Below are 22,188 nucleotides of genomic sequence, written 5' to 3' on the forward strand. Positions count from 1 at the left end.
TCGGTGTCCCAGCTCTTGCAGTACGACGAGCAGTGTGCTTGGCGGTACAACCTCCAGCGCATCCAGCGGGTGACACCAAGGCCGGCTGCCTGGTCCCACCACGGCACGGCTTTTCACTCCGCGGTCGAGGCATACGAGAAGTCCGGCAGAGCCATGAGCGAAGGTGAGGTGGTCGAGCTCTTCGCCGACAGGTACAGCGTTCTCACCAACGAGGCATTGGATCAGGAGCCGGATACGGATCGGTGGCTCGCGGCCGGCTACACCGGCGGAGAGGACATCGAGCGCCGGTATTTTCTGGGCCAGGCCCAGGCCGCTCACTACGTGAAGTGGGCGGCGGAGAACCCGGCAACGACCTGGGTGACACCCTCCGAGGAGATCGGAGTTGAGCTCCACTTCGAGGTGGAGATGGGTGGTGTCGTCGTGCGCGGCTACATAGACCACCTCCTCATCGATGAGGGCGGGTCCGTGCGCGTGCGGGACTGGAAGACCGGCAGCATGAAAAGCCGGTTCCAGCTCCAGACGTACGGCGTCGCCGTCCGCAAGCTCTACAACGTCGAGGTCGACCGGGCTGACTGGTACCTCGCCAAAGAGGGCAGGTCGTCACGCCCGGTCAGGCTGGACGAGTCCACGGAGGAGATGGTTGCCGAGCGGTTCGCGGCCATGGACGCCGGAGTCAAGCGCGGTGACTTCCCCGCCAACCCCGGCTACTCGTGCCGGTTTTGTGACGTGAGCCACGCATGTTTTTTTAAATAGAAAGTTGATCTGAGTAACCTCGGTGATCTAAGTTCTCCATGCGGCCCCCTTGGGGGCTTCTTTCCGGCCCAGAAAGTTGATCTGAGTAACATGTACTCGCTCAGTCAAAGCATCCAGATAGCAGGGGCCGTAGGCGACCCCATCCCCAACCCCTTCAAAGGACTCAGTGACCTTGACATTGAATTCCGTCGAGGCGAACTGTCTGTACTCGCCGCAGCCAGCGGCACCGGAAAATCAGTCCTCGCCCTCAACCTCGCCATCCAAGCCAACATCCCCTGCCTGTACTTCTCGGCTGACTCGACCGCGGCAACCCAGCTCATGCGAGCAACCGCGATCATCACCGGCGAAGACTCGAAAGTCATCAAGTCCCGCCTCCGGCAAGGGGACTTCGCCGAGTACGAGAACGCCCTAGCCGAACGGTGGTGGATCCGCTTCAACTACTCCGCCAGACCCACCCCGGAAGAGATCGAACTCCACCTCATGGCCTACGAGGAGGTGTTCGGAACCGACGTTCACCTAACGGTGATCGACAACATTTCCAACCTCGACACCGGAGGCTCCGGGACCGCCTCTGAATACACGCAAGCCCTCGAAGAACTCTGCGACTACCTCAACGAAATGGCCCGGGAAATCGGGGCCCACGTGACCACCACACACCACGTCATCGGCGAGTATGCCGATGGGCTCAAGCCCATCCCACAGAGCGGCATCAAAGGCAAGGTCTCCCGCGTCCCCTCGCTCATCCTGACCATCCACAAGGCCACAGAGGGCCTCTACTCCAAGACCCTCAATGTCAGCCCGGTGAAAAACCGTGATGGCTTCGCCGACGCCAGCGGCGAGACCTTCGCCCAACTCCACTTCAACACCGTCAACATCCGCCTCGAAGACCTCTGACCGGCGCCCGCTCACGGAAGAAGGAACCGCACATGGCTCGCCCCGGCTACAGCATCACCATCGAGATCACCGAGCTTCTCCACGACCAGTTTCCCGAGCTCGACAACCGCGCCGTCGAGCACCTGGGCCAGGGAGCCACTCCCATCGTGGAATTCACCCCCGGCCGCCGCTTCGACTTCGGCCGGCTGGCCCGAGATCTCAAGCGCCATCACGGCCGTGCTGTCTACGTCTACCCCCGCCGGGGCGGCCTCCGCTGGGTTGAGCTCGTAGACGCCCACGAGATCGCGATGGCCGCCCAGGTCATGGGTGGGCTTGCCCGCGACCTTCAGGAGCGCAAGCGGGCCAAGGCTTGAAGGGATTCCGCACCTGCACCCGCTGTGAACGCCGCCGCGCCGACAAGTTCTTTCACGGCACCCGCGGCCGCATCTGCGCCTCCTGCAAAAAGCGCGGCCGGAGCAAAGCCACACACGAAGCACGGGTGCAGGCGACCTACGGCCTCCAGGCCGGCGACTACGACCGTCTCTTTGAGCTCCAGGGCGGCAGGTGTGCCGTGTGCGGCGGCACCAGGCGGCAACGGCTCAGCGTCGACCACGACCACAAAACCGGGCTCGTCCGGGGTCTGCTCTGCCGCATGTGCAACGGACGGCTCCTGACAGCCGCACGCGACCGGCCCGAGACCCTGCGGGCCGCAGCCGAATACCTCGAAGACCCCCCGGCCCAACGCCATTTGGGGCCCCGCTACTACCGAGGAGACGACACGCCATGAGCGAAGACAAACCACCCATCGCCCTTGTTCTCAAAGCATATTTTCCCGCTTGGGACGAGCCCGGTGAACGCGGGGCCTGGACCAAGTGCCTCTGCCCTTTCCATGAGGAACGCAGGGCCTCCGCCTCCATCAACTACCAGAAAAACCGGATCCGTTGTTTCGCCTGCGACCTGTCCTTGGACTCGTACGAGGTGATTGAAAGAGAGGAGGGGGTCAAGTTTGTGGAGGCTAAGCGAGTCGCAGAAGAGCGATTTGGTCACCGCGGCGAAGAGCTACAGCCGCAGCTACCCGGGAAGTCCCTCCGAGGGGTACATGGTTCATCGCGGCCTGGGGGAGGTCGCCGACAGGTTCAAAATCGGCTTCGCTTCGGATCCGGTAACCGGGCATGAGCAGTACCGGGGGCGCCTAGCCATCCCCTACCTCCGTCCAGCCGGGGGCATTAACAGTGTCACCACAATCCGGTTCCGCTGCATATCCGACCGCTGCGTAAAAACCCCGGACGGCACCTACCTGGAGCCCCACGAGGAAACCCACGACGGGCACCCCAAATACCTCGGACTCCCCGGACACCCACCACGCATCTACAACACGTGGGCGCTCGTCGAACCGAGCCCCCATGTTGTCCTGGCAGAGGGCGAGTTCGACGCTATGGCGTCAGTGGCCGCAGACGTTCCCGCGACCTCTGTCCCTGGCGTGTCGAGCTGGCAGCCCCATTTCGCCCCGCCCTTCGCCGGCTTCACAACCGTGTTCTCTCTCGGGGACGGGGACAAGGCAGGGCGGCAGTTCAACGTGAAGACCTGCGAGCGTCTTTCCAACGCGATCCCGATCGACTTGGGCGACGGCTACGACGTCAACCGCTTCACCAAAACCCATGGCCATGAGGCATACCGAGAAAGGCTAGGACTCTGACAGCCCGACACCATATAGGCGACAAGGTCAAGGTCGTATCCGTAGAGCGCGCATGGCTCTTCAGCAACGACATCGGAACCATCCGAAGAATCTTCGAACAGGAACCACTTCCGTACGATGTCGAGTTTGCGTGCGGCGGCATGTTCAACTTCGCCGACGATGAACTAGCGCCCCTGGAAGGGGCTGAGGCGGATTGCAGTTGAAGACCATTGTTTTTATCAGCGATCTCCAAATGCCCTTTCACGACCGGAAGGCGTGGCGGGCAGTCCTGGACTTCATCAAGGACACGCAGCCCGACGAGGTCGTGAACATCGGGGACGTCACGGACTACCCCCAACCGTCCCGGTGGACCAAGGGCACCAAGCTGGAGTTTGAGGGCGGCGCCCTCAAGGACGCCGCCTACACCCGCCGTTACTACTGCACCGAACTCCGCGCCGTCTACGACGGGCCGTCAAGCCTCATCGGCTCCAACCATGGCGACCGGCCAAGCCTCTACTTCGCCAGAAATAACCCGGCGCTTCTCGACAACGAGCACCCCAACCCCTACACCGAAGACCGCCTCCTACACCTCTCCGACTATGGCATTGATTTCCACCCCGACTTTTACGACTTCGCCCCAGGGTGGACAGCGACCCACGGGCATCTTGGTTTCAGCCTGAGCCGCTACGGGGGAGGGACCGCGGTTGGGATAGCTAAGAGGGTTGGTAAGTCCGTCGTGTGCGGGCACACCCACCGCGCCGGCCTGGTCCCCGACACCAACGGTTACAGCGGAAAGACCAAGACCCTCATGGGGCTTGAAATCGGCAACCTTATGGACATGCGCCAGGCAAGCTACCTGAAGTACGGCGCCGCCAATTGGCAGCAGGCATTCGGCATCGTAAGAGTCGTGGGCAACCTTGCCTTCCCTGAACTCGTGCTGATCAATAATGGAAAGTTCGTAGTCAATGGAGAGCTCTACGGTGTCGCCGCCTGAAAACATCGAACTCGACTGGGGATATCTCGCCAACCTTGCCGACAAGATCGCCTACACAATCGCCCAACGATGGTCCATCGTGGAAAAAGATGACGTCAAACAGGAGATCCTGGCCCACGCCATCCAACACCGGCCCACCATTGAAGCCCACTACCACCAAGAAGACTTCCTATGGAAGATCTTCCACAAGGCCGGAACTCAGTACGCCTCAAGGGAACGCAACTACGTCGACCTGAACGACAGTCAGTACCACTACACCCCTGAGGAGGCGAAAACCGCACTGCGGACGTTCATCTACACCGACGAGGAACTCGGGGCGATGGTCGGCAAGCGTGATGACCTCCTTTCCTCACGTGTGACAGACAACCTTGTATCTGCCCGTATCGATGCCGGCGCCTCCCTCAAGAAACTCAACCCCCGTCACCGGGAGCTTTTGATGCGCCGCTATGTCTACGGGCTCCCCGTGCAAGGGGAGACCGAACGCCAGGCCCTCTCACGGGCCGTTGTTGCCCTCGCACAGCAGATGAACCGCACCCTACGAACAAAGGCGGCTGCGTGATCGACACGACGAAGGTCTACCGACCTGATGACGCAAGCAGTGCACAAATCAAGGTCACCTACGGCACAGAACCCAACTCGCCGATACAGCTCGACTTCTGGAACAAGTACGGCGATACATCCAGAGTCCTACTTGGACCTCTCGAACTGTCCGCCCTCATCAACATGCTCACCGACGCACACAAGACCATCGTCTAACTAATCAAAGGAACCCAATTTGATGAACGACCCGTTCGCCGCCTCCGCCCCCTGGGACACCAACGCCCCGGCCCCCCAGCCCGCACACCACCAGGCGCAGCAGCCCGTACCCGCCACCAATTTCGCCCCGGCAGCTGTTCCCGCTCCGGCCCCCTCCGCACTTCCTGCGGAGTACAGGGTGGGGGCAACCCTCAAGGCCGCCGACCGTGACGGCGAGTGGATTACGCCGTCGGTCACGGCGACGACCCCGGAGGCTGCCGCTCAGGGCGCCGCAGCACTGCTGCGGGCCCTCCACGAGCACGGCGTCATTGCCACCGTCGCCCAGGCAGCGCAGGCGACACGTGACGCGCACCTGGGCGGTACCACCCCGGCCGCACCCGCCGCAGCGGCTCCGCGGTTCGAGAACGGCCGCGTAACCCCCACCGCGCCAACCGCGGGCTCCTCGGAGCACCAGGGCGACGTCACCTGCGTGCACGGGGCGCGTGAGCACCGAGCCGGCACCAATGCCAACGGGCCCTGGGAAGCGATGTTCTGCCCCCTCAAGCAGTGCCAGCCGGCCTGGAAGGACAAGCAGTCCGGCCGTTTCGTCGCCCGGTAAGCAGCAGCGCTGACGCCGGTGGGGCGCCCCGTGAGGCGCCCCACCGAGCCCAGAGAGAAGGGGACGCGAGTGACCGAACCGGAAAACTGCGGAAGCTGTTTTACCCGTGTGGCGATCGGACGAGCGGCATGGACCGGTCGCGAAACACCATTGTGCGCTGTCTGCTACGAGCTGCTTGACGACCTGGGGGAGATCGATGAGTGACAACTCTGAATTCGAAGAAATGGTGTCGCGCCTCGAACGCGACCTGAACCAGCGGATTTTGGAGGAGCGAGCTGCCATGGCCTTCACTGCGGCCCGTCTCACCGGCGCCGTGTACACCGTGGCCGTAACCTCCGGTGTACCTCACGACCTGGCCCAAGAGATGGCAACGGACTACTGGACGAAGGAGATGCAGCCAACCACCGATGTGATCACAGAGGGGGAGGTTGATGTCGATGAGTGAGACAATCTGTCTTGACGAGGGCTACAAATCGTGACTAAGGAAGAGTGGTTGGGATACTGGGTGCGACAAGCCCCTATCCTTCCCGACGAGGTTCTTAACCAATTGCTGGCTCAGTTCGGTGTTAGAGCACGCGTGAAGTAGTGAAGGCCCCTCCTGCCAGGAGGGGCCTTCTGGCGTTACGAGATCACAAGTCCCGGAAAACAGGAGTTAGGCGCTTGTGGTCAATGCCCTTGCCAGTGATGCGCCTCTCGTGCTTCGCGACGAGGACGGAAGTAAGGACGCTCTTGATCACGTCTCGTCCTCGTTCGACGGACATCTTTTCCCAGCCGTCCTTCAACAAGTCCAAGCTCGGGACGGCCATTGGTCGAGCAAGGGCAACCGCCCGCTCTCCTCGAAGCTGGTTCAGGCGCTCTTCAAGCGGCTCGCGTGTGATCGCATACGTAGTGGCTTTGATCTTGCCAGCCTTCCACAGGGCGTTAAGCTCCTCGAACTCTTTTTCCGTCGCGGCCAGTTCTGTTGACTTCTCCCAGATTGGCTGTACTGCCTCCGTCTCTCGCCGTGCCGTTAGTTCAGCGAGAACGGTAGTCACCAGGTCTCTGACGGCCTTCTCCGTGTGCGGGCGAGAGATCGAGACGTTGCCGCACCCGCCAGCGTCCCGTGAGCAGCGGTACTTGGGGTAGGGCGAGCTCGTCATAGCTGCGGTCATCCGCGCTCCGCATGCACCGCATCGGAGGATGCCAGACAGCAGGCTTCGGACGCGAGTCTCGGCCTTGGGGAGCTTCTTCTTCCGGGACGCAATCTTCGCGCAGACGGCTTCCCACTTCTCGATCTTCCATGGAGCCTGGAAATCAGGGTCCTCGATCAGGATGTAGTGGCCGTCCTTGTCCCTCAAGGGCTCGCCCTGGTAAACGCGTATGCCAGCGTTTCGAGGGTTGACGAGGATGCGTTCAACGGAGCTGCGCACGAACGGTTTGCCGGTACGGCCGACGACCCCTTCATCACGCCACCAGTCAGTTACGGTCTGGATCGAGTCTCCGTCAAGGATCTTCTCGGCGCCGCCGTCGAGGTACCTCACTTCCGAAGGTCGGAGGGTCTTACGGTCCTCTTCCCAACCGAAGGCTCGGTGCCCTCCCGACGCCTCGCCAGCGAACGCCTTACGCTGCATCTCGCGCTTCAAACGCCGAGACATGTCCTCAGAGGACTTATTAGCCACGTTCACCATGATGCGGGCAGTGAAGCGCCCGTCAGCCGTGCTTAGGTCAAAGTTCTGACCTGACAGGGTCTGAAAGACAAGGTTAGCGTCCTTCTTGTCGTAACAGTCGATTACGCGTTCGAGATCCTTAGGCTGACGGAAGACTCGGTCGATATCGATCGCAAGGACCCCACCAAGGGACCCGCCGTCCAGATCGCGAACCATCCTCTCGAAGTCCTTCCGCTTCACGCTGCGCTTGAAGGCGGAAAGGTTGTTGTCCTCGTAGAAGATTACCGTCCGGTCCAAGCGCTCAGCGAGTTCAGTCAGATCCTCGCGCTGCTTGAGGACGCCTTTACGTTCACGCTCCTTGGCCTGCTCCTCCGTCAGCATGCCTATGCGTACGAGGTGCTTGATCTCTGCCAGATCGGCATCAGACATGCGGCAGTAGCCAGCAAGCGGCCGGGTGTCCACGATCCCCCCAGGGGTCAGGGCTTGCGCCTCACTCGTCGTCTGACGCATCATAAGTCACGTAATAGCTTCCTGGAAGCCTTCTCCTGGGAGAACGCTTGGGACCACGCCGCCGGACTGCTGCTGGTCGCCGAGGCGGGCGGGGCGAGCGGCACGGTCGCGGGCGAGCCGTTCCGGATAGCCGGGGGCAACGCCCTGCCGTTCGCCGCCGCGCGGGACGAGGTGACGCTCCGGCATATCCTGGGCCTGCTGGCGTCCGCCGGCTGATCCACGGGGACGAGGGGAGTTGCGTCCGGTGCCCACCATGCTCGACGCGGTCGTCGTAGGTGCCGGGCCCAATGGGCTCACGGCGGCTGCCGAACTGGCCCGCCGGGGCCTGGCCGTGGAGGTGTTCGAGGCCGCGGAGGCGATCGGCGGCGGCGCGCGCACGGAGGAGCTCACGCTTCCCGGCTTCCGCCACGACCCCTGCTCGGCCGTGCACCCGCTGGCGGCGGGCTCGCCCGCCTTCACCAGGATGCCGCTGCACCGGCACGGGCTGGAGTGGATCCATCCCGAGGTCCCCATGGCGCACCCCTTCCCCGACGGCAGCGCCGCCGTCCTCTCCCACAGCGTCGGGGAGACGGCGCACTCGCTGGGGCCGCGCGACGCCGGCACGTACCGCCGGCTGGTCACGCCCTTCCGGGGGCACTGGGACGCGGTGGCCGCGGACTTCCTGCGCACCGCCTGGCAGGGCCTGCCGCGCGACCCCCTGCGCTACGCGCGCTTCGCCCTGCTCGCCGCGCAGCCCGCGGCCCTGCTCACGCGCCGCTTCCACGACGCGAAGGCCCGCGCGATGTTCGCCGGGCTCGCGGCGCACGGCATCGCGCCGCTCGGCGGCTTCGGCACCGGCGGCATGGCCCTGATCTTCGCGCTCGCCGCGCACGCGGGCGGCTGGCCGGTGCCGCGCGGCGGCTCGCAGTCGATCGCCGACGCCCTCGGCTCGTACGTACGCGAACAGGGCGGCGTCCTCCACACCGGCTTCGAGGTCAGGCGCCTCGACGACCTCCCGCCCGCCCGCGCGTACGTCTTCGACACCTCGCCCACCGCCCTCGCCCGCATCGCCGGGCTCGGCGACGCCTACCGGAACTTCCGCTACGGCCCCGGCGTGTTCAAGATCGACTACGCGCTGAGCGGCCCCGTGCCGTGGGCGTCGGAGGCCGCGCGCCGCGCGGGCACGGTCCATATCGGCCCGACGTACGAGGAGGTCGACGCAGCTCTCGGCGCCGCCCTCCACGGCGCCGACCCCTCGGTACCCTTCCTCATCACGTCGCAGCCCAGCATCGTCGACCCCACCCGGGCCCCGGAGGGCAAGCACACCTTCTGGGTGTACGGACACGTGCCGAACGGCTGGCAGGGCGACGCGACCGAGGTGATCGAGCGTCAGCTCGAACGCTTCGCACCGGGCTTCCGCGACCTCGTCCTCGCCCGCGCGACGGCGGGCCCGCCGGAGCTTGCCGCTCGCAACGCGAATTATGTCGGCGGTGACATTGCCGCCGGGTCGGTGGCGGGGTTGCGGCTGGTGATCCGGCCGAAGCTCTCGCGGGTGCCGTATGCGACGGCGCGGCCGAATGTCTTCATCTGCTCTTCGTCCACGCCGCCGGGGCCGGGTGTGCATGGTATGTGCGGGCATCATGCGGCTCGGGCGGTCTGGCGGGGTCTGCGGGGGGCTTAGCGGTTGTTCGGGTGCGGGTGGGTGGCGCCCGCGGCGGGCTTTTCCCCAGCTCCGCCCCTTCCCGAAACCGGGACGCGCGCCCCAGGCCCCCGGCTGCTGGTCCGTCTGCCGCCTGCGGCGGGAGCGGCCCGCGGCCGCGTCCTCCATCGCCGGACGGGCTGAATGTGCTGGCCTCGGTCCGCACAATCCAGCCCGTCCGGCGATTGAGAACAACGCGCGAAGCGTGTTGCGGGGGTGGGGGGGGGGGGGGCCCCCCCCCCCCCCCCCCCCCCACCCCCGCAGGCCCCCGGAGGCTCGTCTCAGCCGGACAACTCCCCCAGCGTCTCCGACCGGACCGCCGCCACATCCGCACCCAGCTCGCGGAAGATCCGCGTCATCACCTCATCCTCCGGATCCAGAACGCCGGCCAGCAAGTGGTGCGGAGTGACCCGGCTGTCACGCTGGCCGGGAACCCGGACGTTGCCCGCCTCGTGCAGCGCGTGCCCGCCGCTCGGAGTGAACGGCAGGAATTGCTGCGGCTCCGCACTCGGCCCGGGCTGCGGCTCGCTCTTCTTACGGCGGCCGAAGAACCGCAGCCCGCGCCGCGGTTCCTCCGCGGGCGCGGGCGGCCCCGGCACGTAAACGCCCTGCCCGCGCAGGGACTTCGCGTCCTCCGCGGAGAGTCCCTCGCCGTCGCCCACCACCGTGACGATCGCGGCCCGGCACGACTCGGCCGTGATGCCGAAGCGCGCCAGAGTGGCGGGCGTGCCGTCCTGGAGGATGACGCCGAGGAGGAGGTGTTCCCTGCCGATCCACCGGTGGCCGAGATCGCGGGCCGCTTCCTGCGCGCGGATGATGGCCAGCCGCGCGTTCTGCGTGAACCGCTGGATCGTGTCTGCCTCGAACATGCCTGCCTCCTGGAGTGCTTCGAACGCCTCCAGACGCTACGTCAGCCTGCCTCGATGTCAGCCTGGGGGTACGAGGTCGCGGTAGCGGGCGAGTACGGCCCGGTCGCCCGTCACGTCGAGCCGGTCCACGGGGATCCGGTCCCAGAGGAACAGCATCAGGTCCGAGGCCGTGCCGGCCAGCTCGACGTCCGCGCCGGGGCCGGGGCCCGCGGTGAGCCGGACGTCGTCGCCGTCGAAGCGGGCGGTCCACTCCCCCGGGCCGTCGGTCCGCCGGAACCGGAAGCGTTCGCCCGCTCCCGCCGGGGCCGGTGTCCAGGTCCGCCGTGCCGGTGCCATCACCTCGAACATCTGGGCCACCGCGTCGGCCGCGAGTTCCCCGTCCACCGGCCGGGCCGTGCCCGTCGCGTGCTCCGCGTCCCAGCGGTGCACGGCCGCCTCGACGGCCTGGACCCGGGTCCAGAAGGCCACGCTCCGGTCGGGCGCCCACGACCACACGCTCTTCGCGGGACCGGCCTCCCGGAGCGCCTCCTCCAGGGCCCGGGCCCCGGCCGCGAACCAGTCGGCCATCGCCTCCGGCACCGGCCCGAGGTTCGGCGCCCGCTCCGGTTCGGGCCAGCCCGTCCGGTCCGCCGGGAGGCACAGGAACGGGTGGTCCAGGGAGAGGGCGACGCCGGCCGGCGGCGCGCCGACCCCCTCCCTGACCACACCCGTCACAAAGCGATGCACTGCTCCCAGATGCAGGGTCAGGTCGGCCACCGACCACGCGGGGCACGTCGGCACCGGCGCCGCGGCCGCCCCGGCCGCCCGCCGTACCACGGCCTCGAACGCCCGCGCCTCACGGTGGAACTCCGCCAAAGGGTCCATGGCCCCACCCTGCCACGCGGCTCAGTGCGCCGGGGGCTGTCCGGCGGGTCGCACCACCATCGCCGAGCCACCGCCGCGCCGCACCTTCTCCGCGGCGGCCACCCAGCGGCCGTCGGGCAGGCGCTGCACACCGGTGGCCGCGCCGATCTCCGGGTTCCGCGTGAACGCGTGGCCGAGGGCTTCGAGTCTGCCGCGCAACGGGCTGTCCCACAGCGCCGGTTCGAGCTCGGTCGTCGTGGCGTTGCGCTGGCTGGCGCGGGGCGCGGCGATCGCGTCGACCAGGGGCATGCCGCGGTCGACGTGGTTGAGCAGGGTCTGGAGGACGGTCGTGATGATCGTCGCGCCGCCGGGCGAGCCGAGCGCGAACGCGGGCCGGCCGTGGTCGAGGACGATCGTCGGCGAGATGGAGGAACGCGGCCGCTTGCCCGGCCCCGGCAGGTTCGGGTCGTGGACGCCCGGGGTGACGGGCACGAAGGAGAAGTCGGTCAGTTCGTTGTTGAGCAGGAACCCACGGCCGGGGACGGTGATGCCGCTGCCCCCGGTCTGTTCGAGGGTGAGGGTGTACGCGACGACGTTGCCCCACTTGTCGGCGACGGTCAGGTGGCTGGTGTCGTCGCCCTCGTACGCGGTGGCCTCCGCTCTGCCGCGCGTACCGCAGGGCACGGGCCGGTGCGGGTCACCGGGTGCGAGCGGGCTGGTCAGGACGTGGTCGTCCGAGATCAGGCAGGCGCGGGAGGCCCCGAACGCCTTCGAGGTGAGCGCCCGCGTCGGCACCTTCTCCTGGGCGGGATCACCGACCCAGCGGTTGCGGTCGGCGAAGGCGATCCGGCTGGCCTCGATGTAGCGGTGCAGATAGGTCTTCTCGCTCGGCTTGGAGAGGTCGCCGTGCTCCAGGATGTTGAGGGCCTCCGCGACGGTGGTGCCGCCGGAGGAGGACGGGGCGATGCCGTACACGTCCAGGCCGCGGTAGCTCGTGCGGGTCGGAGCCTGCTCCTTCGCCGCGTACGCGCGCAGGTCCCGCTCGGTCAGGCCGCCGGGGCGCGCCACGCGCCGGGAGTTCGGGCCGACGGGGGGTTTGCGTACGGTCCGCACGAGGTCACGGCCCAGGTCGCCGCGGTAGAGGGCCCCGGTGCCCTGGCGTCCCAACTGCTCGTACGTACGCGCCAGATCCGGGTTGCGCAGTGTGCTGCCGACGGCCGGGGGGCGGCCGTCGGGGAGGTAGAGCGCCGCCGTGGCCGGGAAGTCCTTGAACCGCGACTGGTTGTCCGCGGTCTGCTGACGGAAGGTGGCGTCGACGGTGAAGCCGGTGCGCGCGATGCGTTCGGCGGGCCGCAGCACCTGACCGAGTGACAGGCTGCCCCACGAGCGCAGCGCGGTGTCCCAGGTGGCGGGCGTGCCGGGGGTGCCGACGCTCAGGCCGCTGGTGACGGCGTCGGCGAACGGGATCGGCTTCCCCTTCTCCAGGAAGAGGTCCTTGCCCGCGCTGAGCGGGGCGCGCTCGCGGCCGTCGATGGTGGAGACGCGGTGGCTCTTCGCGTCGTAATAGACGAAGTAGCCGCCCCCGCCTATCCCCGCGGAGTACGGCTCGGTGACGCCCAGCGCGGCGGCGGTCGCCACCGCGGCGTCCACGGCGTTGCCGCCCTTGCGCAACACCTCGATCCCGGCGGCCGAGGCGTCGGCGTCGACGCTGGCTACGGCGCCGCCGTAGCCGGTGGCGACGGGGGTTTTGATGGGGGGATTCGCGTGCGGGTCCGCGTGCGCGGCGGTGGGGGGTTGTGCGTACGGGTTCGCGTGCGGGTTCGCGTGCGCGGCGGTGGGGGGTTGTGCGTGCGGGTTCGCGTGCGGATTCGCGTGCGCGGCGGTGGGGGCGATGCCGGCGCTGGTGATCAAGCCGACGGTGGCTGCGGCTGCGGCGGTGAGCGCGGGCAGGCGCGGATGCCGGAGCCGATGCCTGAGCCGATGCCGATGAGTGGTCGTTCTCGCGCGGGCCATCCCTGCCTCCTTGCGGACGAACGGGGCCCGGAGCCTACCCGTGGCTCGCTGGGCGCGCCACGGGTATGGGCCTGTCGTGGGACGGCGTCTGCCGTTGCCTTGTGCGGGTGCGTTGTGGTTGCGGTTCGGGTGGCCTCAAGCGCCGGCCGGGCTTGGTTTGTGGTGGGTGCCGGGGGTGGGTCTTCCGGGCTGGGGACCTGGAACGCGGTGCGGGTGCCGTGCTTTGTATTGAGTGCCCCGAATTCGCACCGCGTTCCAGAACCCCACCCTCCAGCCCCACCCCCTCCCGCCGGAGGGCAAGTGCGGGGTGGTGGGGTGCGCCGGTCGTTTCTTTCAGCCCGCCGGAGGGTGCTCGTTGCTGCCTGGGCGCGCCGGTCTTTCCTTTCAGCGCGGGTGCGCCGTTCTTTTCAGCCCGTCCGGCGTTTGAGGACAACGCGCGAAGCGTGTTGCTGGGGGTCTGGGGACTTGCCCCCAGTTTCGGGAAGGGGCGGGGCTGGGGAACAAAGCGCCGCAGGCGCCCAGCCACTCGCCACCCGCGTCCCCAACCTCACAGGGCAATACACCTAGGGCCAGGTCGTCCTCGTCGAAGGGCTCGTCCTCCGGCGACGCCGCGTATGCCCGTCACCAGCCCCCGGCACCGTCGCGCGGACCCGCGCGTCCGGAGGTCGCCGTCGCCGCTCGCGCGAGGAGCGGCCCAGGGTGAGGGCCATGCCTCGTGTCCGGCCCCCTCCCGGCGGGGGGCGGCGCACCACCACCGGGGCCGGGCCCCGTGGAGCCCGGCCCCCAAGGTCGTTTCGCTCAGACCATTTGTGGTGCAAGCTGTTCCATAGAAGTAGTCGGTGAACGGAGGCGTGACCCATGACCGGGAGCAGCACGGAGAAGGGCAGGGTGGGCCGGGGGCCCGACCCGCGGGCGGAACGCAACAGGGCGGCGGCGCTCGCCGCCGCGGGTGACCTGCTGATCGAGGGCGGCTGGGCCGAGGTGACGCATGTGTCCGTCGCCGCGCGAAGTGGTGTCGGACGGACGACGCTGTACCGGCACTGGCCGGAGCCGGCGCTGCTCATCCAGGAGCTCCTGGCCGACCTGTTCCAGGTGGAGCACGGCGCGCGCACCGCCGATCTGCGCCGCGACCTGATCGGAGAACTGAACGCGTTCCTGGACGTGTTGTGCAACCCGAAGGGGGAGCGGGTGCTCCGGGTCATCATCGACCAGGCGCCCCTCGATCCCCGGTACGCGGCGGTCCTGGAGTCCTGCAGCCGCAAGGGGACGGGGATGCTGCGCGAGATCATCGACGAGGCCAAGTCCAGGGGGGAGATCGTCGGGAAGCTGGACACCGATGTGGCGGTCGACCGGCTCATCGGGCCGCTGGTCTTCCGGAGGCTGGTCGAGGGCGGCACGTTCGGCGAGGGCTATGTCCCCGAGCTGGTCGACGATTTCCTGAAGGCGCACGGATCGGCGGGCTGAGGGCGGGCGCCGGAACCTGAAGGCGCCGTTCCGTGATCTTGATTGGTTCTCCAGTGGAACACCTGCGGGGCACGAAGTGCCCCGCGAATCCTCGGGCATCATCTATGGAACATCTTGTGCCACGAAGTGGGGGGCGCAGGTGTTTCTTCGTGATGCCCGGGGGTGGGGGACGCCTCCGTCGGGCTGTCAGCTGCACGTTATTACCCGCTTTAGGCAAAAATGCTTGCTGATGGGAGTAAATCGTGAGCCAGCTCATGGACTGCGGTGTTCGTGGAGAAGTGCGTGTGCACCATGGGGCACGGCTGTACGGCAGGGAGGGGGAATTCGCGGAGCTCTCCCGGCTGCTGCACCTGCCGGAAGTCCGGCTGCTGACCGTCACCGGGCCGGCGGGGGTGGGGAAGAGCGCGCTGGCGACGGCGGTGCTGGCCACCGTCGTGCCGTCCGCCGCCGACGCGGTCGTCGGGGTGGACCTCGCGTCGACCGGCGATCCGCTGGCCGCCTGGCGCAAGGTCGCCTCGGGGCTCGGGATGTCCGGCGCGGCCGTACCGTCCCCGGACCGGATCGGGGCGTGGATCGGGGACCGCAGGGTGTTCCTCGCCCTGGACAACGGCGACTTGGTGGCACCCCTGCTCGCCCCCGGCATCGGCGCCCTACTGGGCCGCTGCCCCCGGCTGCGCGTCCTGCTCACCAGCCGCTCCTCCCTCAACGTCTACGCGGAACACCTCTTCCCCGTCGCGCCGTTGCCGGTGCGGCCGCGCGGGCGGGGAACGGGCATCTCCGTCGCGGCGCGGCTGTTCCTGGACCGGGTCGGGGCGCACTACCGCAGGGACGTCCTCCAAGGCGGCGACCTGCGGAACATCAGCGAGATCTGTGAGGCGCTGGACGGCCTGCCGCTCGCCATCGAGGTGACGGCGCGGGCCGTCGGCACCATGGGCACGGCGGAGCTGCTCCAGGCGCTGCGGAGCGGGGAGTTCCCCTACCGCAGCCAGTTACTCGATGTGCCCACCCGCCATCAGTCGGTCCCGGGGGCACTCTCCTGGGGGGACCGGGCGCTGACGCCGGACGAGCGTTCCCTGATGCGGCGGCTGGCGGTCTGCGAGTCCTCGGTCGATCTGCTGACGGTGCAGTGCCTGGGGGGCCTCAGCCGGATGCAGGCCGCGGGGCGGCTGGACTCGCTCGTGCACAAGAGCCTGCTGGTGAGCGCGAAACGCGCGGGCGGCGAGCCGGAGTTCCGGATGCTCGCCGTGGTGCGCAGCCACTACCGCAAGCAGCTCGCCCGGTGCCCCGAGGAGTCGGCCGAGGCCCGCGCCCGGCACATGGACCACTACATGCGGTTCGCCGCCGTCGCGAAGAGCGGGCTGCGCGCGGCCGAGCGGCGGTCGCGCTGGCTGGACCTCGTACTGACCCGGCTGCCGGACATCCGCACGGCCGTGCACGGACTGCAGGCCAGGGGCGCCCATGCCGAAGTGGTGCGCCTCCTGCTCGCGCTCGACGACGCCCTGACCGTCCACCACCTGCTGCCCGAGGCGGCCGTGGTGCTGGAGCGTTCACTCGCCGCGCTCCAAGCGGCCGGCCCGAGGGACGACGGGCTCACCCCGCTCCTGGCCGACGCGCTCAGGACGGCCGGCCGCTGGGCGATGGTGGCCGGGGACCGGGAGCGCGCCGGCGAGCTGCTCACCCGCGCCGGCGAGCTGTACGAACGCGCCGGGGTCCCCGGCGGCAGCGCCAAGACCGCCGTGTTCCTGGGCGAGTTGGCGCGGCGGGCGGGCGACCTGCGCGGGGCGGTGGCCCTGGCGGAGGGCGCCGTGGCGACACTCGACGCACGGCGGGAGGTCAGAGGCGCCGCCGCCGCCCGGCGGCTGCTCGCGCTGGCCCTGGCCGGCCTGGGCGACGCCGGGGCGGAGGAGCCACTGCTCCGGGCCCTCGACGATCTGTGCTCCCTCGACGATCCGTACGCCCGCGCCCTCGCGCTGGTCGACCTGGCCAGGGTCAGGCTGCTGCGGGGCCGGGGCGCGGCGGCGCACGGCGCGGTCCGCGAGGCGATGGAACTGCTTCTGCTGCACAGCGGAGGCCCCGCGGACGTGGTCCTGGCACTGGAGACCACGGCCCGGGCGGCGCCCGACCGGAGCGACGCCGAACGGCAGCTCGTCCGGCAGGTGCTCGGAGTGGCCCGCACGTTGCGCGAGCGGCACGGTGTGCCGCCGGGCGGCGACCCGCTGCCGGTGTCCGAAGGGGAACCGCCGGCCGACTGCCTCTCGCTGGAGGCCGCGCTCACGCTCGCCCTGTCCGTGCCGTCCGCGCCCGAGGCCGCCGACGAGTCCGAGGCGGACGCCGTCCGCCCGGCCGGGCTCACTCCGCGCCAGTACCAGATCGCCGAGCTGGTGGCCGAAGGTATGACGAACCGTCAGATCGCCCGCACGCTCGAACTGTCCGAGTGGACGGTGGTCAACCATCTGCGGCAGGTCATGAACAAGCTGGAGTGCCCGTCCCGGGTGCATGTGGCCCGCGTCATGCGGCAGCGGGCGGGCTGACGGAGCCGGGGAACGACGGCTGGGTCCGGGGCGACCCGATCCCACGGTTCCCCGGCCGGCCACCCGGGGTCCGGCCCGGTCAGGGCGCCGACAGGCTGCCCGGCAGGGTGAAGACGATGTCCTCGGTGACGGTCGTGAGGGTGTCGATCCGCCCGTACCCCAGCTCGCCCAGGCGCGCGACCAGTTCCTCGACGAGGATCTCCGGGGCGCTGGCACCCGCGGTGACGCCGACCGAGTCCACGTCGGACAGCCATGACTCGTCGAGCTTGGACACGTCGTCGACCAGATGGGACCGCGCGCCGTGCCGGATCGCCACCTCCACCATCCGGACCGAGTTGCTGGAGTTGTCCGAGCCGACGACCAGGACGAGCTGGGACCGGGCCGCCAGCGCCTTGACCGCGTTCTGCCGGTTCTGGCTCGCATAGCAGATGTCGTCCGTGCCCGGCCCGGTGATCCGGGGGAAGCGGCGGACGAGCTCCTCGGTGATCTCGCGGGTCTCGTCGAGCGACAGCGTGGTCTGCGTCAGATAGCTGACCGAGGCGCCGTCCTCGAGCTCCAGGGCCCTGGCGTCGTCGACGGTCTCCACCACGATGATGCGCTCCGGGGCCTCGCCGACCGTGCCCTCCACCTCCTCGTGCCGCGCGTGGCCGATGAGCAGGATGGTGTGGCCCGTGGCCGCGAAGCGCTTCGCCTCCTGGTGCACCTTGGACACCAGGGGACAGGTGGCGTCGATGACGTCCAGCCGCCGGGCGGCGGACTTCGCCCGTACCTCGGGGGACACGCCGTGCGCGGAGAAGACGCAGACCGCGCCCTCGGGGACGTCCTCCTCGGAGTCCACGAACACCGCTCCGCGCCGTGCCAGCCCGTTCACCACGTACTGGTTGTGGATGATCTGCTTGCGGACGTAGACCGGGGCACCGTGGATCTCGAGCGCCCGCTCGACCATGCCGATGGCGCGCCGCACGCCCGCGCAGAATCCCCGGGGCTCGGCCAGGACGATCCGTTTGCGGGTGGGTGCGGGGGTACTGATGGCGTTCACTGGCCACTCCCGGGGTTCGTGCGGTTACGGACAAGGTGGCGAGGACGGCTGTGGGAACGGCCGCGGGCGCGGCCCGTCGGCGGTGCCGCCGCGTCGGTGCGGGGCGGGGCGTCCAGGGCGAGGACGGCGCGCGCCAGGGCGTCGGAGTCGGCCAGGGTGACCGAGTCGACGCCGGGCCGGATGCCCGCGGCGGTCACCCAGTGCACGGCCTCGGTGGGCACACCGAAGGCGAACCGCCGGGGGTGCGCGCGGCCGGAGGCGTCCACCACCCGGTAGGGGCGCCCGGTGACGGCCAGGCCGCCGGTCTCGTAGTCGTCGCCGCGCGCGGACGGGATGCGGTACGGACGGCATTGGCCGGTGGCGAGCAGATGGCGCAGCAGCGGATCCGCCGTGCGGCGCAGGTCCGTCTCCGGCAGCCTGGCCTCGATGAGCGCGCGGGCGTGGACGCGGGACGACGGGACGGCCGGCGACTCGGCGGCGAAGAGGCCCGAGGACCGGTCGGGCCACACCCGCATGCGGGGACCGACGATCCGGACGAGGCCCGCCTCGACCAGGGCGAGCAGCTCCTCGGCGCGCCGGGCGGGCGGGCCGATGGACAGATAGGCGTTGAGGGGGGTGTACCAGCCGTCGAGGTCGCGGCGGTGGGAATCCCCGTCCAGGCCGCCGTGATCGACGGCAAGGCGTATCTCGTTGCGCAGGTCGCGCAGCAGATCCAGGGCCGCCTTGAGCGGATCGGTGACGTTTCCGGCCCGTGCCGCGGCGATGTCCGCGCGCAGATGGTCCGCCAGCCAGCCGTGGAAGTGCTCCGGGCCGCTGAACTCCACCTCCCGGTAGGGATGTTCGAGGGCGTGCCAGTCCCAGTGGTCGTGCGGGAGGAGGCCGAAGCGGCTCAGCAGGTGCTCCCGCTGTCCGTCCGCGTCCTCGGAGGCGAGATAGAGCTCGCGGAACTCACCGGCGTCCGCGGCCTGTCCGCGGGCGGACAGCAGCGTCGTGTAGTAGACCGTCTCGACTTCCCTGGCGACGAGCGGCCACAGGTCCGTGCGGAAGTCCAGCCCTGTGCCGCCCGCCGTCTGGGCCCGCAGCTTGGCGATCAGTTCGGCGGTGAGCAGTCGGGGGGTGCAACGGCCCGAGGCGCCCTTCTCGTTCTCGCCGCGCGCGTGGTAAGGCACCCCGCGCCGTGAGCCGGCCAGCAGCCGGGGCTCCCGGCCGGAGGGCAGATAGACCAGCCGCCCCGCTCTCCGTACGAAGCGGCCGCCGCGGCCGCTGGTCAGCAGGGCCATGTGATCGAAGAAATTGAGTCCGAGGCCGCGCAGCAGCACCGGCTCGCCGGGGGCGACGGCGGTGAGGTCGACGTCGGCGGGGTTGGCGGGCGGCAGGTAGGTGAGGCCGTGCCCGGCGGCGAACCCGCCGAACGCGGTCTCCGTCTTTGAGGGCTGGAGCGGCAGGTGGCCCTGGGCCAGGACGACCGCGTGCAGTCCGGTGATCCGGGTGCCGTCGTCCAGGGTGACGGTCTGGGTGCCCGCGGGGCCGTCGTCGAGTGCCACGGCCGTTCGCCGGTGCACGTGGACGGTGACGCCCGCCGGGGCGTGGGCCGACACACGGTGGAACACCCAGTCCAGATAGGCGCCGTACAGGGCGCGGGTGGGGTAGGAGTCGGGGCCCAGCGACCGGGCCTCCGCGAGGACGGGCGCATCGTGCGGCCCGGCCTGTTCGTCTCCGTACCGCGACAGGCGCCGCGCCCACGCGTACAGGCTCGGGCCGCTCTCCCGGGGGCCCGCCATCTCGACGCTCTCGTCGGTGAAGACGGTGACCTGGCAGGCCACGGTGTTCATCAGCAGATCGCGGGGCTGACCGGTCCGCCAGACGCGGCCGGGGCCGGGCGCGTACGGGTCGACGACGTGCACGGCGAGAGGGCGGGGCGCCGCCGGGAGCCGGGCGTTGGCGCAGACGCGCTCCAGGACGGAGAGGCCGCGGGGGCCCGCCCCGATGAGGCACAGGTCGAGGCGTGTGCCGCTCATGTCAGGTCTCCATTCCCCGTACCACTTATCGCTGGGATCAGGTGTCATCAGGACCGGGATCAGGTGGGATTCTGCCGGTCCGGGCGAGGGCGCATAAGCGGCTGATTATTGCTAGCCGTCCGGGCGGACTTGTCAGGTGGCTTGCCATGGCCGCGCGCCCGGTTCGTTCCCTAATTTGGTGAACTCTTTCAGCGGTGAGCCCCCATGGCATTCCGAGCCATTGCCGGCTCACGAAAGTCATTCCTGATGGGGAGTGCTGAAAATGCGGTTCCGTAAACATCCGACAAACCTGGGAGTGCTGTTCGACTGGCACGCGGAGGCGGATCGCCAGACCGTCGCCTGCCTCGACCGGCCCTTCGACATCGCCCCGGACCGGGGGACATGCCTGTCAGCCGGGCAGCTCGCCGGCATCGTGCGGGACTTCTCCGCCCGGCTGTACGCGGCCGGGGCACGGCGCGGGGACAGGGTGGCCATCGTGAAGGACAACCATCTGGACATGACGCTGGCCGCCGCGGCGGCGGCCCGGTTCGGCGCGGTTCCCGCGACGATCTCCGCCGTCAACACGCCCGAGGCGCACCGGGTGATGATCGCCCGGCTCGCCCCGACGGTCCTGGTCGTCTCACCGGGGCCGCTCGCCCGCGCCGCCGCCGCCGGGGTCGAACTGGCGGGCCCCGGCACACGGGTGGTGGTGCTGGGCGAGCTCGGCGAGGGCGCGCCGCCCGGTGCGCTGACCCTGGCCGATCTGGACGGGGCGCAGGCGCCGTCCGTGCGCCTGGCCGGCCGGGACGACCCGATGCTCATCATGCACAGCTCGGGGACGACGGGGGTGCCGAAGCTGGTCGTCCACTCCGCCGGGACGATGCTCGGCGGCATCGCCCGGATGGAGCGGATCCGCTTCCCCGTGCTGGCGAGCAGGCACCGGGACGTGGCCGCCACGTCGGTCTCCTTCGCCCACGGCAGGATCGTCTCCTGGGTGCTGGGGCAGTTCGTGCTGGCCCCCGAGAAGATCGTGATCATTTCGAGGCACGGGACCGATGTCGCCGAGCGGATGCTCGACGAGCACCGGCCGACCACGCTGGAGGCCTGCCCCAACATCTTCCAGAAGTGGGAGGAACTGGCCCTGGCCAGGCCGGAGCTGTTCCGCCGGGTCCGGCTGTACGTGGGCACCTTCGACGCGGTGCACCCGCGTACGGTCCGCACGTTCCTCAAGGCGTCCGGCAGGCGTTTCCCGGTGTGGCTCCAGGGCTGGGGCCAGAGCGAGGTGGGGCCGGTGTGCTTCACGCTGTTCACCCGCGGCAGGATGCGCGGCCGGCCCGCCGGGACCGCCGTGACCAGCGACATCGGCTGGCCGTCCCCCGGCTTCAACAAGGTGCGCGTCGTCGACGTGGAGACCGGCCGCCCGGTGCCCCGGAACAGGCCCGGCATCATGATGGTCGCCACCAAGGCGCGCTGCCTGGACTACCTCGGGGAGTCCGACCGCTGGCGGGACAAGGCCCGTGGCACCTGGTGGAACACCGGCGACATCGGCGAGGCCGGGCGGTTCGGGCGGCTGCGGCTGGTCGACCGCGAAGTGGACACCATCCCCGGCACGAGCGGCATCGAGCTGGAGAGCGTCCTGCTGGACCGGCTGCCCCGGGTGTCCGACGTGACCGTCCTCGGCGTGCCCGGCGAACTGCCCGTGCCCGTCCTGTGCACGACCGACGGACGGCTGGACCCGGACGACTGGCGTGCCGCGTGCGAGGGGCTGCCACCGCTCGGTGAGCCGCGGCTCGTCGCGTTCGAGGACGTGCCCCGCACGGCCACCTGGAAGGTGCGCCGCCACGACCTGCGCGAGCAGGTGCTCGGCACCAAGGAGTCCATCGGCACCGGCCGTTGGACCTGACCGTCTCCCCGCGCTCCCGGAGCCCGCGCGGCTCCGGGAGCGCGGC

Annotated in this window: 20 protein-coding genes and 2 pseudogenes; 16 read left to right on the forward strand and 6 right to left on the reverse strand. The window is 69.3% G+C overall.

Translation table 11 applies throughout. The features are described 5' to 3' along the window. The first annotated feature begins 3 nt into the window (after positions 1-3). The 11 genes and pseudogenes from ACH427_RS03275 (at position 4) to ACH427_RS03325 (ending at position 6,094) form a co-directional block, all read left to right on the forward strand. Entirely contained in the window at positions 4-753 is a 750-nt protein-coding gene (locus ACH427_RS03275; protein ID WP_398867643.1) for a RecB family exonuclease, read from the forward strand. Positions 754-843: 90 nt separating this feature from the next. Continuing rightward, positions 844-1,647 carry an AAA family ATPase gene (locus tag ACH427_RS03280; protein ID WP_398867644.1) on the forward strand — a complete coding sequence of 268 codons (804 nt, stop codon included), beginning with the start codon at positions 844-846 and terminating at the stop codon, positions 1,645-1,647. A gap of 32 nt (positions 1,648-1,679) precedes the next feature. Continuing rightward, entirely contained in the window at positions 1,680-2,000 is a 321-nt protein-coding gene (locus ACH427_RS03285; RefSeq protein ID WP_398867645.1) for a hypothetical protein, read from the forward strand. 125 nt (positions 2,001-2,125) lie between these two features. Continuing rightward, positions 2,126-2,413, forward strand: a complete 288-nt coding sequence (locus tag ACH427_RS03290; protein ID WP_398867646.1) for an endonuclease VII domain-containing protein — start codon at positions 2,126-2,128, stop codon at positions 2,411-2,413. Beyond that, positions 2,410-2,610: pseudogene (locus ACH427_RS03295) on the forward strand (CHC2 zinc finger domain-containing protein); the annotation flags it as partial. The gene ACH427_RS03290 and the pseudogene ACH427_RS03295, both read left to right, overlap by 4 nt. 22 nt (positions 2,611-2,632) lie before the next feature. Continuing rightward, positions 2,633-3,322 carry a toprim domain-containing protein gene (locus tag ACH427_RS03300; RefSeq protein ID WP_398867966.1) on the forward strand — a complete coding sequence of 230 codons (690 nt, stop codon included), beginning with the start codon at positions 2,633-2,635 and terminating at the stop codon, positions 3,320-3,322. Positions 3,323-3,515: 193 nt separating this feature from the next. After that, positions 3,516-4,295 (forward strand): hypothetical protein, encoded by a 780-nt coding sequence (locus ACH427_RS03305; protein ID WP_398867647.1) that lies wholly within the window; start codon positions 3,516-3,518, stop codon positions 4,293-4,295. Beyond that, entirely contained in the window at positions 4,282-4,854 is a 573-nt protein-coding gene (locus ACH427_RS03310) for a hypothetical protein (protein ID WP_398867648.1), read from the forward strand. The genes ACH427_RS03305 and ACH427_RS03310 overlap by 14 nt, the downstream gene beginning before the upstream one ends. Beyond that, complete coding sequence (locus ACH427_RS03315; RefSeq protein WP_398867649.1) at positions 4,851-5,051, forward strand: hypothetical protein; 201 nt, start codon at positions 4,851-4,853, stop codon at positions 5,049-5,051. Before ACH427_RS03310 ends, ACH427_RS03315 begins: the two co-directional genes overlap by 4 nt. A gap of 22 nt (positions 5,052-5,073) precedes the next feature. Next, on the forward strand, positions 5,074-5,649 hold the full coding sequence (locus ACH427_RS03320) for a hypothetical protein (protein ID WP_398867650.1): 576 nt from the start codon (positions 5,074-5,076) through the stop codon (positions 5,647-5,649). A gap of 196 nt (positions 5,650-5,845) precedes the next feature. Next, positions 5,846-6,094, forward strand: coding sequence for a hypothetical protein (locus ACH427_RS03325; RefSeq protein ID WP_398867651.1), 249 nt, complete (start codon positions 5,846-5,848; stop codon positions 6,092-6,094). A gap of 184 nt (positions 6,095-6,278) precedes the next feature. Here the strand turns inward: ACH427_RS03325 and ACH427_RS03330 are convergent, their stop codons facing one another. Then, positions 6,279-7,724 carry a recombinase family protein gene (locus tag ACH427_RS03330; protein WP_398867652.1) on the reverse strand — a complete coding sequence of 482 codons (1,446 nt, stop codon included), beginning with the start codon at positions 7,722-7,724 and terminating at the stop codon, positions 6,279-6,281. Between the two features lie 108 nt (positions 7,725-7,832). Between ACH427_RS03330 and ACH427_RS03335 the strand changes: the two are divergent. After that, positions 7,833-8,021, forward strand: a pseudogene (locus ACH427_RS03335) (inositol monophosphatase); the annotation flags it as partial. Positions 8,022-8,049: 28 nt separating this feature from the next. Next, the gene (locus ACH427_RS03340; RefSeq protein ID WP_398867654.1) at positions 8,050-9,465 is read left to right on the forward strand and encodes a phytoene desaturase family protein; all 1,416 of its coding nucleotides are present in this window, start codon (positions 8,050-8,052) and stop codon (positions 9,463-9,465) included. A gap of 299 nt (positions 9,466-9,764) precedes the next feature. Here ACH427_RS03340 and ACH427_RS03345 read toward each other — a convergent pair whose 3' ends face one another. The 3 genes from ACH427_RS03345 to ggt are packed head-to-tail and all read right to left on the reverse strand — an operon-like array spanning position 9,765 to position 13,106. Then, positions 9,765-10,352: a Clp protease N-terminal domain-containing protein gene (locus ACH427_RS03345; protein ID WP_398867655.1), complete on the reverse strand. Its 588-nt coding sequence runs from the start codon at positions 10,350-10,352 to the stop codon at positions 9,765-9,767. Between the two features lie 57 nt (positions 10,353-10,409). Beyond that, positions 10,410-11,216, reverse strand: coding sequence for a maleylpyruvate isomerase family mycothiol-dependent enzyme (locus ACH427_RS03350; protein ID WP_398867656.1), 807 nt, complete (start codon positions 11,214-11,216; stop codon positions 10,410-10,412). Positions 11,217-11,237: 21 nt separating this feature from the next. After that, on the reverse strand, positions 11,238-13,106 hold the full coding sequence (ggt, locus tag ACH427_RS03355; RefSeq protein WP_398867657.1) for a gamma-glutamyltransferase: 1,869 nt from the start codon (positions 13,104-13,106) through the stop codon (positions 11,238-11,240). 960 nt (positions 13,107-14,066) lie between these two features. Between ggt and ACH427_RS03360 the strand changes: the two genes are divergently transcribed. Then, complete coding sequence (locus tag ACH427_RS03360; RefSeq protein WP_398867658.1) at positions 14,067-14,672, forward strand: TetR-like C-terminal domain-containing protein; 606 nt, start codon at positions 14,067-14,069, stop codon at positions 14,670-14,672. A gap of 242 nt (positions 14,673-14,914) precedes the next feature. Further along, positions 14,915-17,203 (forward strand): LuxR C-terminal-related transcriptional regulator, encoded by a 2,289-nt coding sequence (locus ACH427_RS03365; RefSeq protein WP_398867659.1) that lies wholly within the window; start codon positions 14,915-14,917, stop codon positions 17,201-17,203. Between the two features lie 79 nt (positions 17,204-17,282). Here the strand turns inward: ACH427_RS03365 and ACH427_RS03370 are convergent, their stop codons facing one another. Both ACH427_RS03370 and ACH427_RS03375 read right to left on the reverse strand, forming a co-directional pair. Then, positions 17,283-18,242: a 4-hydroxy-3-methylbut-2-enyl diphosphate reductase gene (locus tag ACH427_RS03370; protein WP_398867660.1), complete on the reverse strand. Its 960-nt coding sequence runs from the start codon at positions 18,240-18,242 to the stop codon at positions 17,283-17,285. Then, entirely contained in the window at positions 18,239-20,260 is a 2,022-nt protein-coding gene (locus tag ACH427_RS03375) for an FAD/NAD(P)-binding protein (RefSeq protein WP_398867661.1), read from the reverse strand. Before ACH427_RS03375 ends, ACH427_RS03370 begins: the two co-directional genes overlap by 4 nt. Positions 20,261-20,555: 295 nt before the next feature. Between ACH427_RS03375 and ACH427_RS03380 the strand changes: the two genes are divergently transcribed. Then, positions 20,556-22,142, forward strand: coding sequence for an AMP-binding protein (locus ACH427_RS03380; protein WP_398867662.1), 1,587 nt, complete (start codon positions 20,556-20,558; stop codon positions 22,140-22,142). Positions 22,143-22,188: the final 46 nt, after the last annotated feature.

It is taken from the genome of Streptomyces sp. NPDC020379, assembly GCF_044387105.1.
GTDB lineage: Bacteria > Actinomycetota > Actinomycetes > Streptomycetales > Streptomycetaceae > Streptomyces.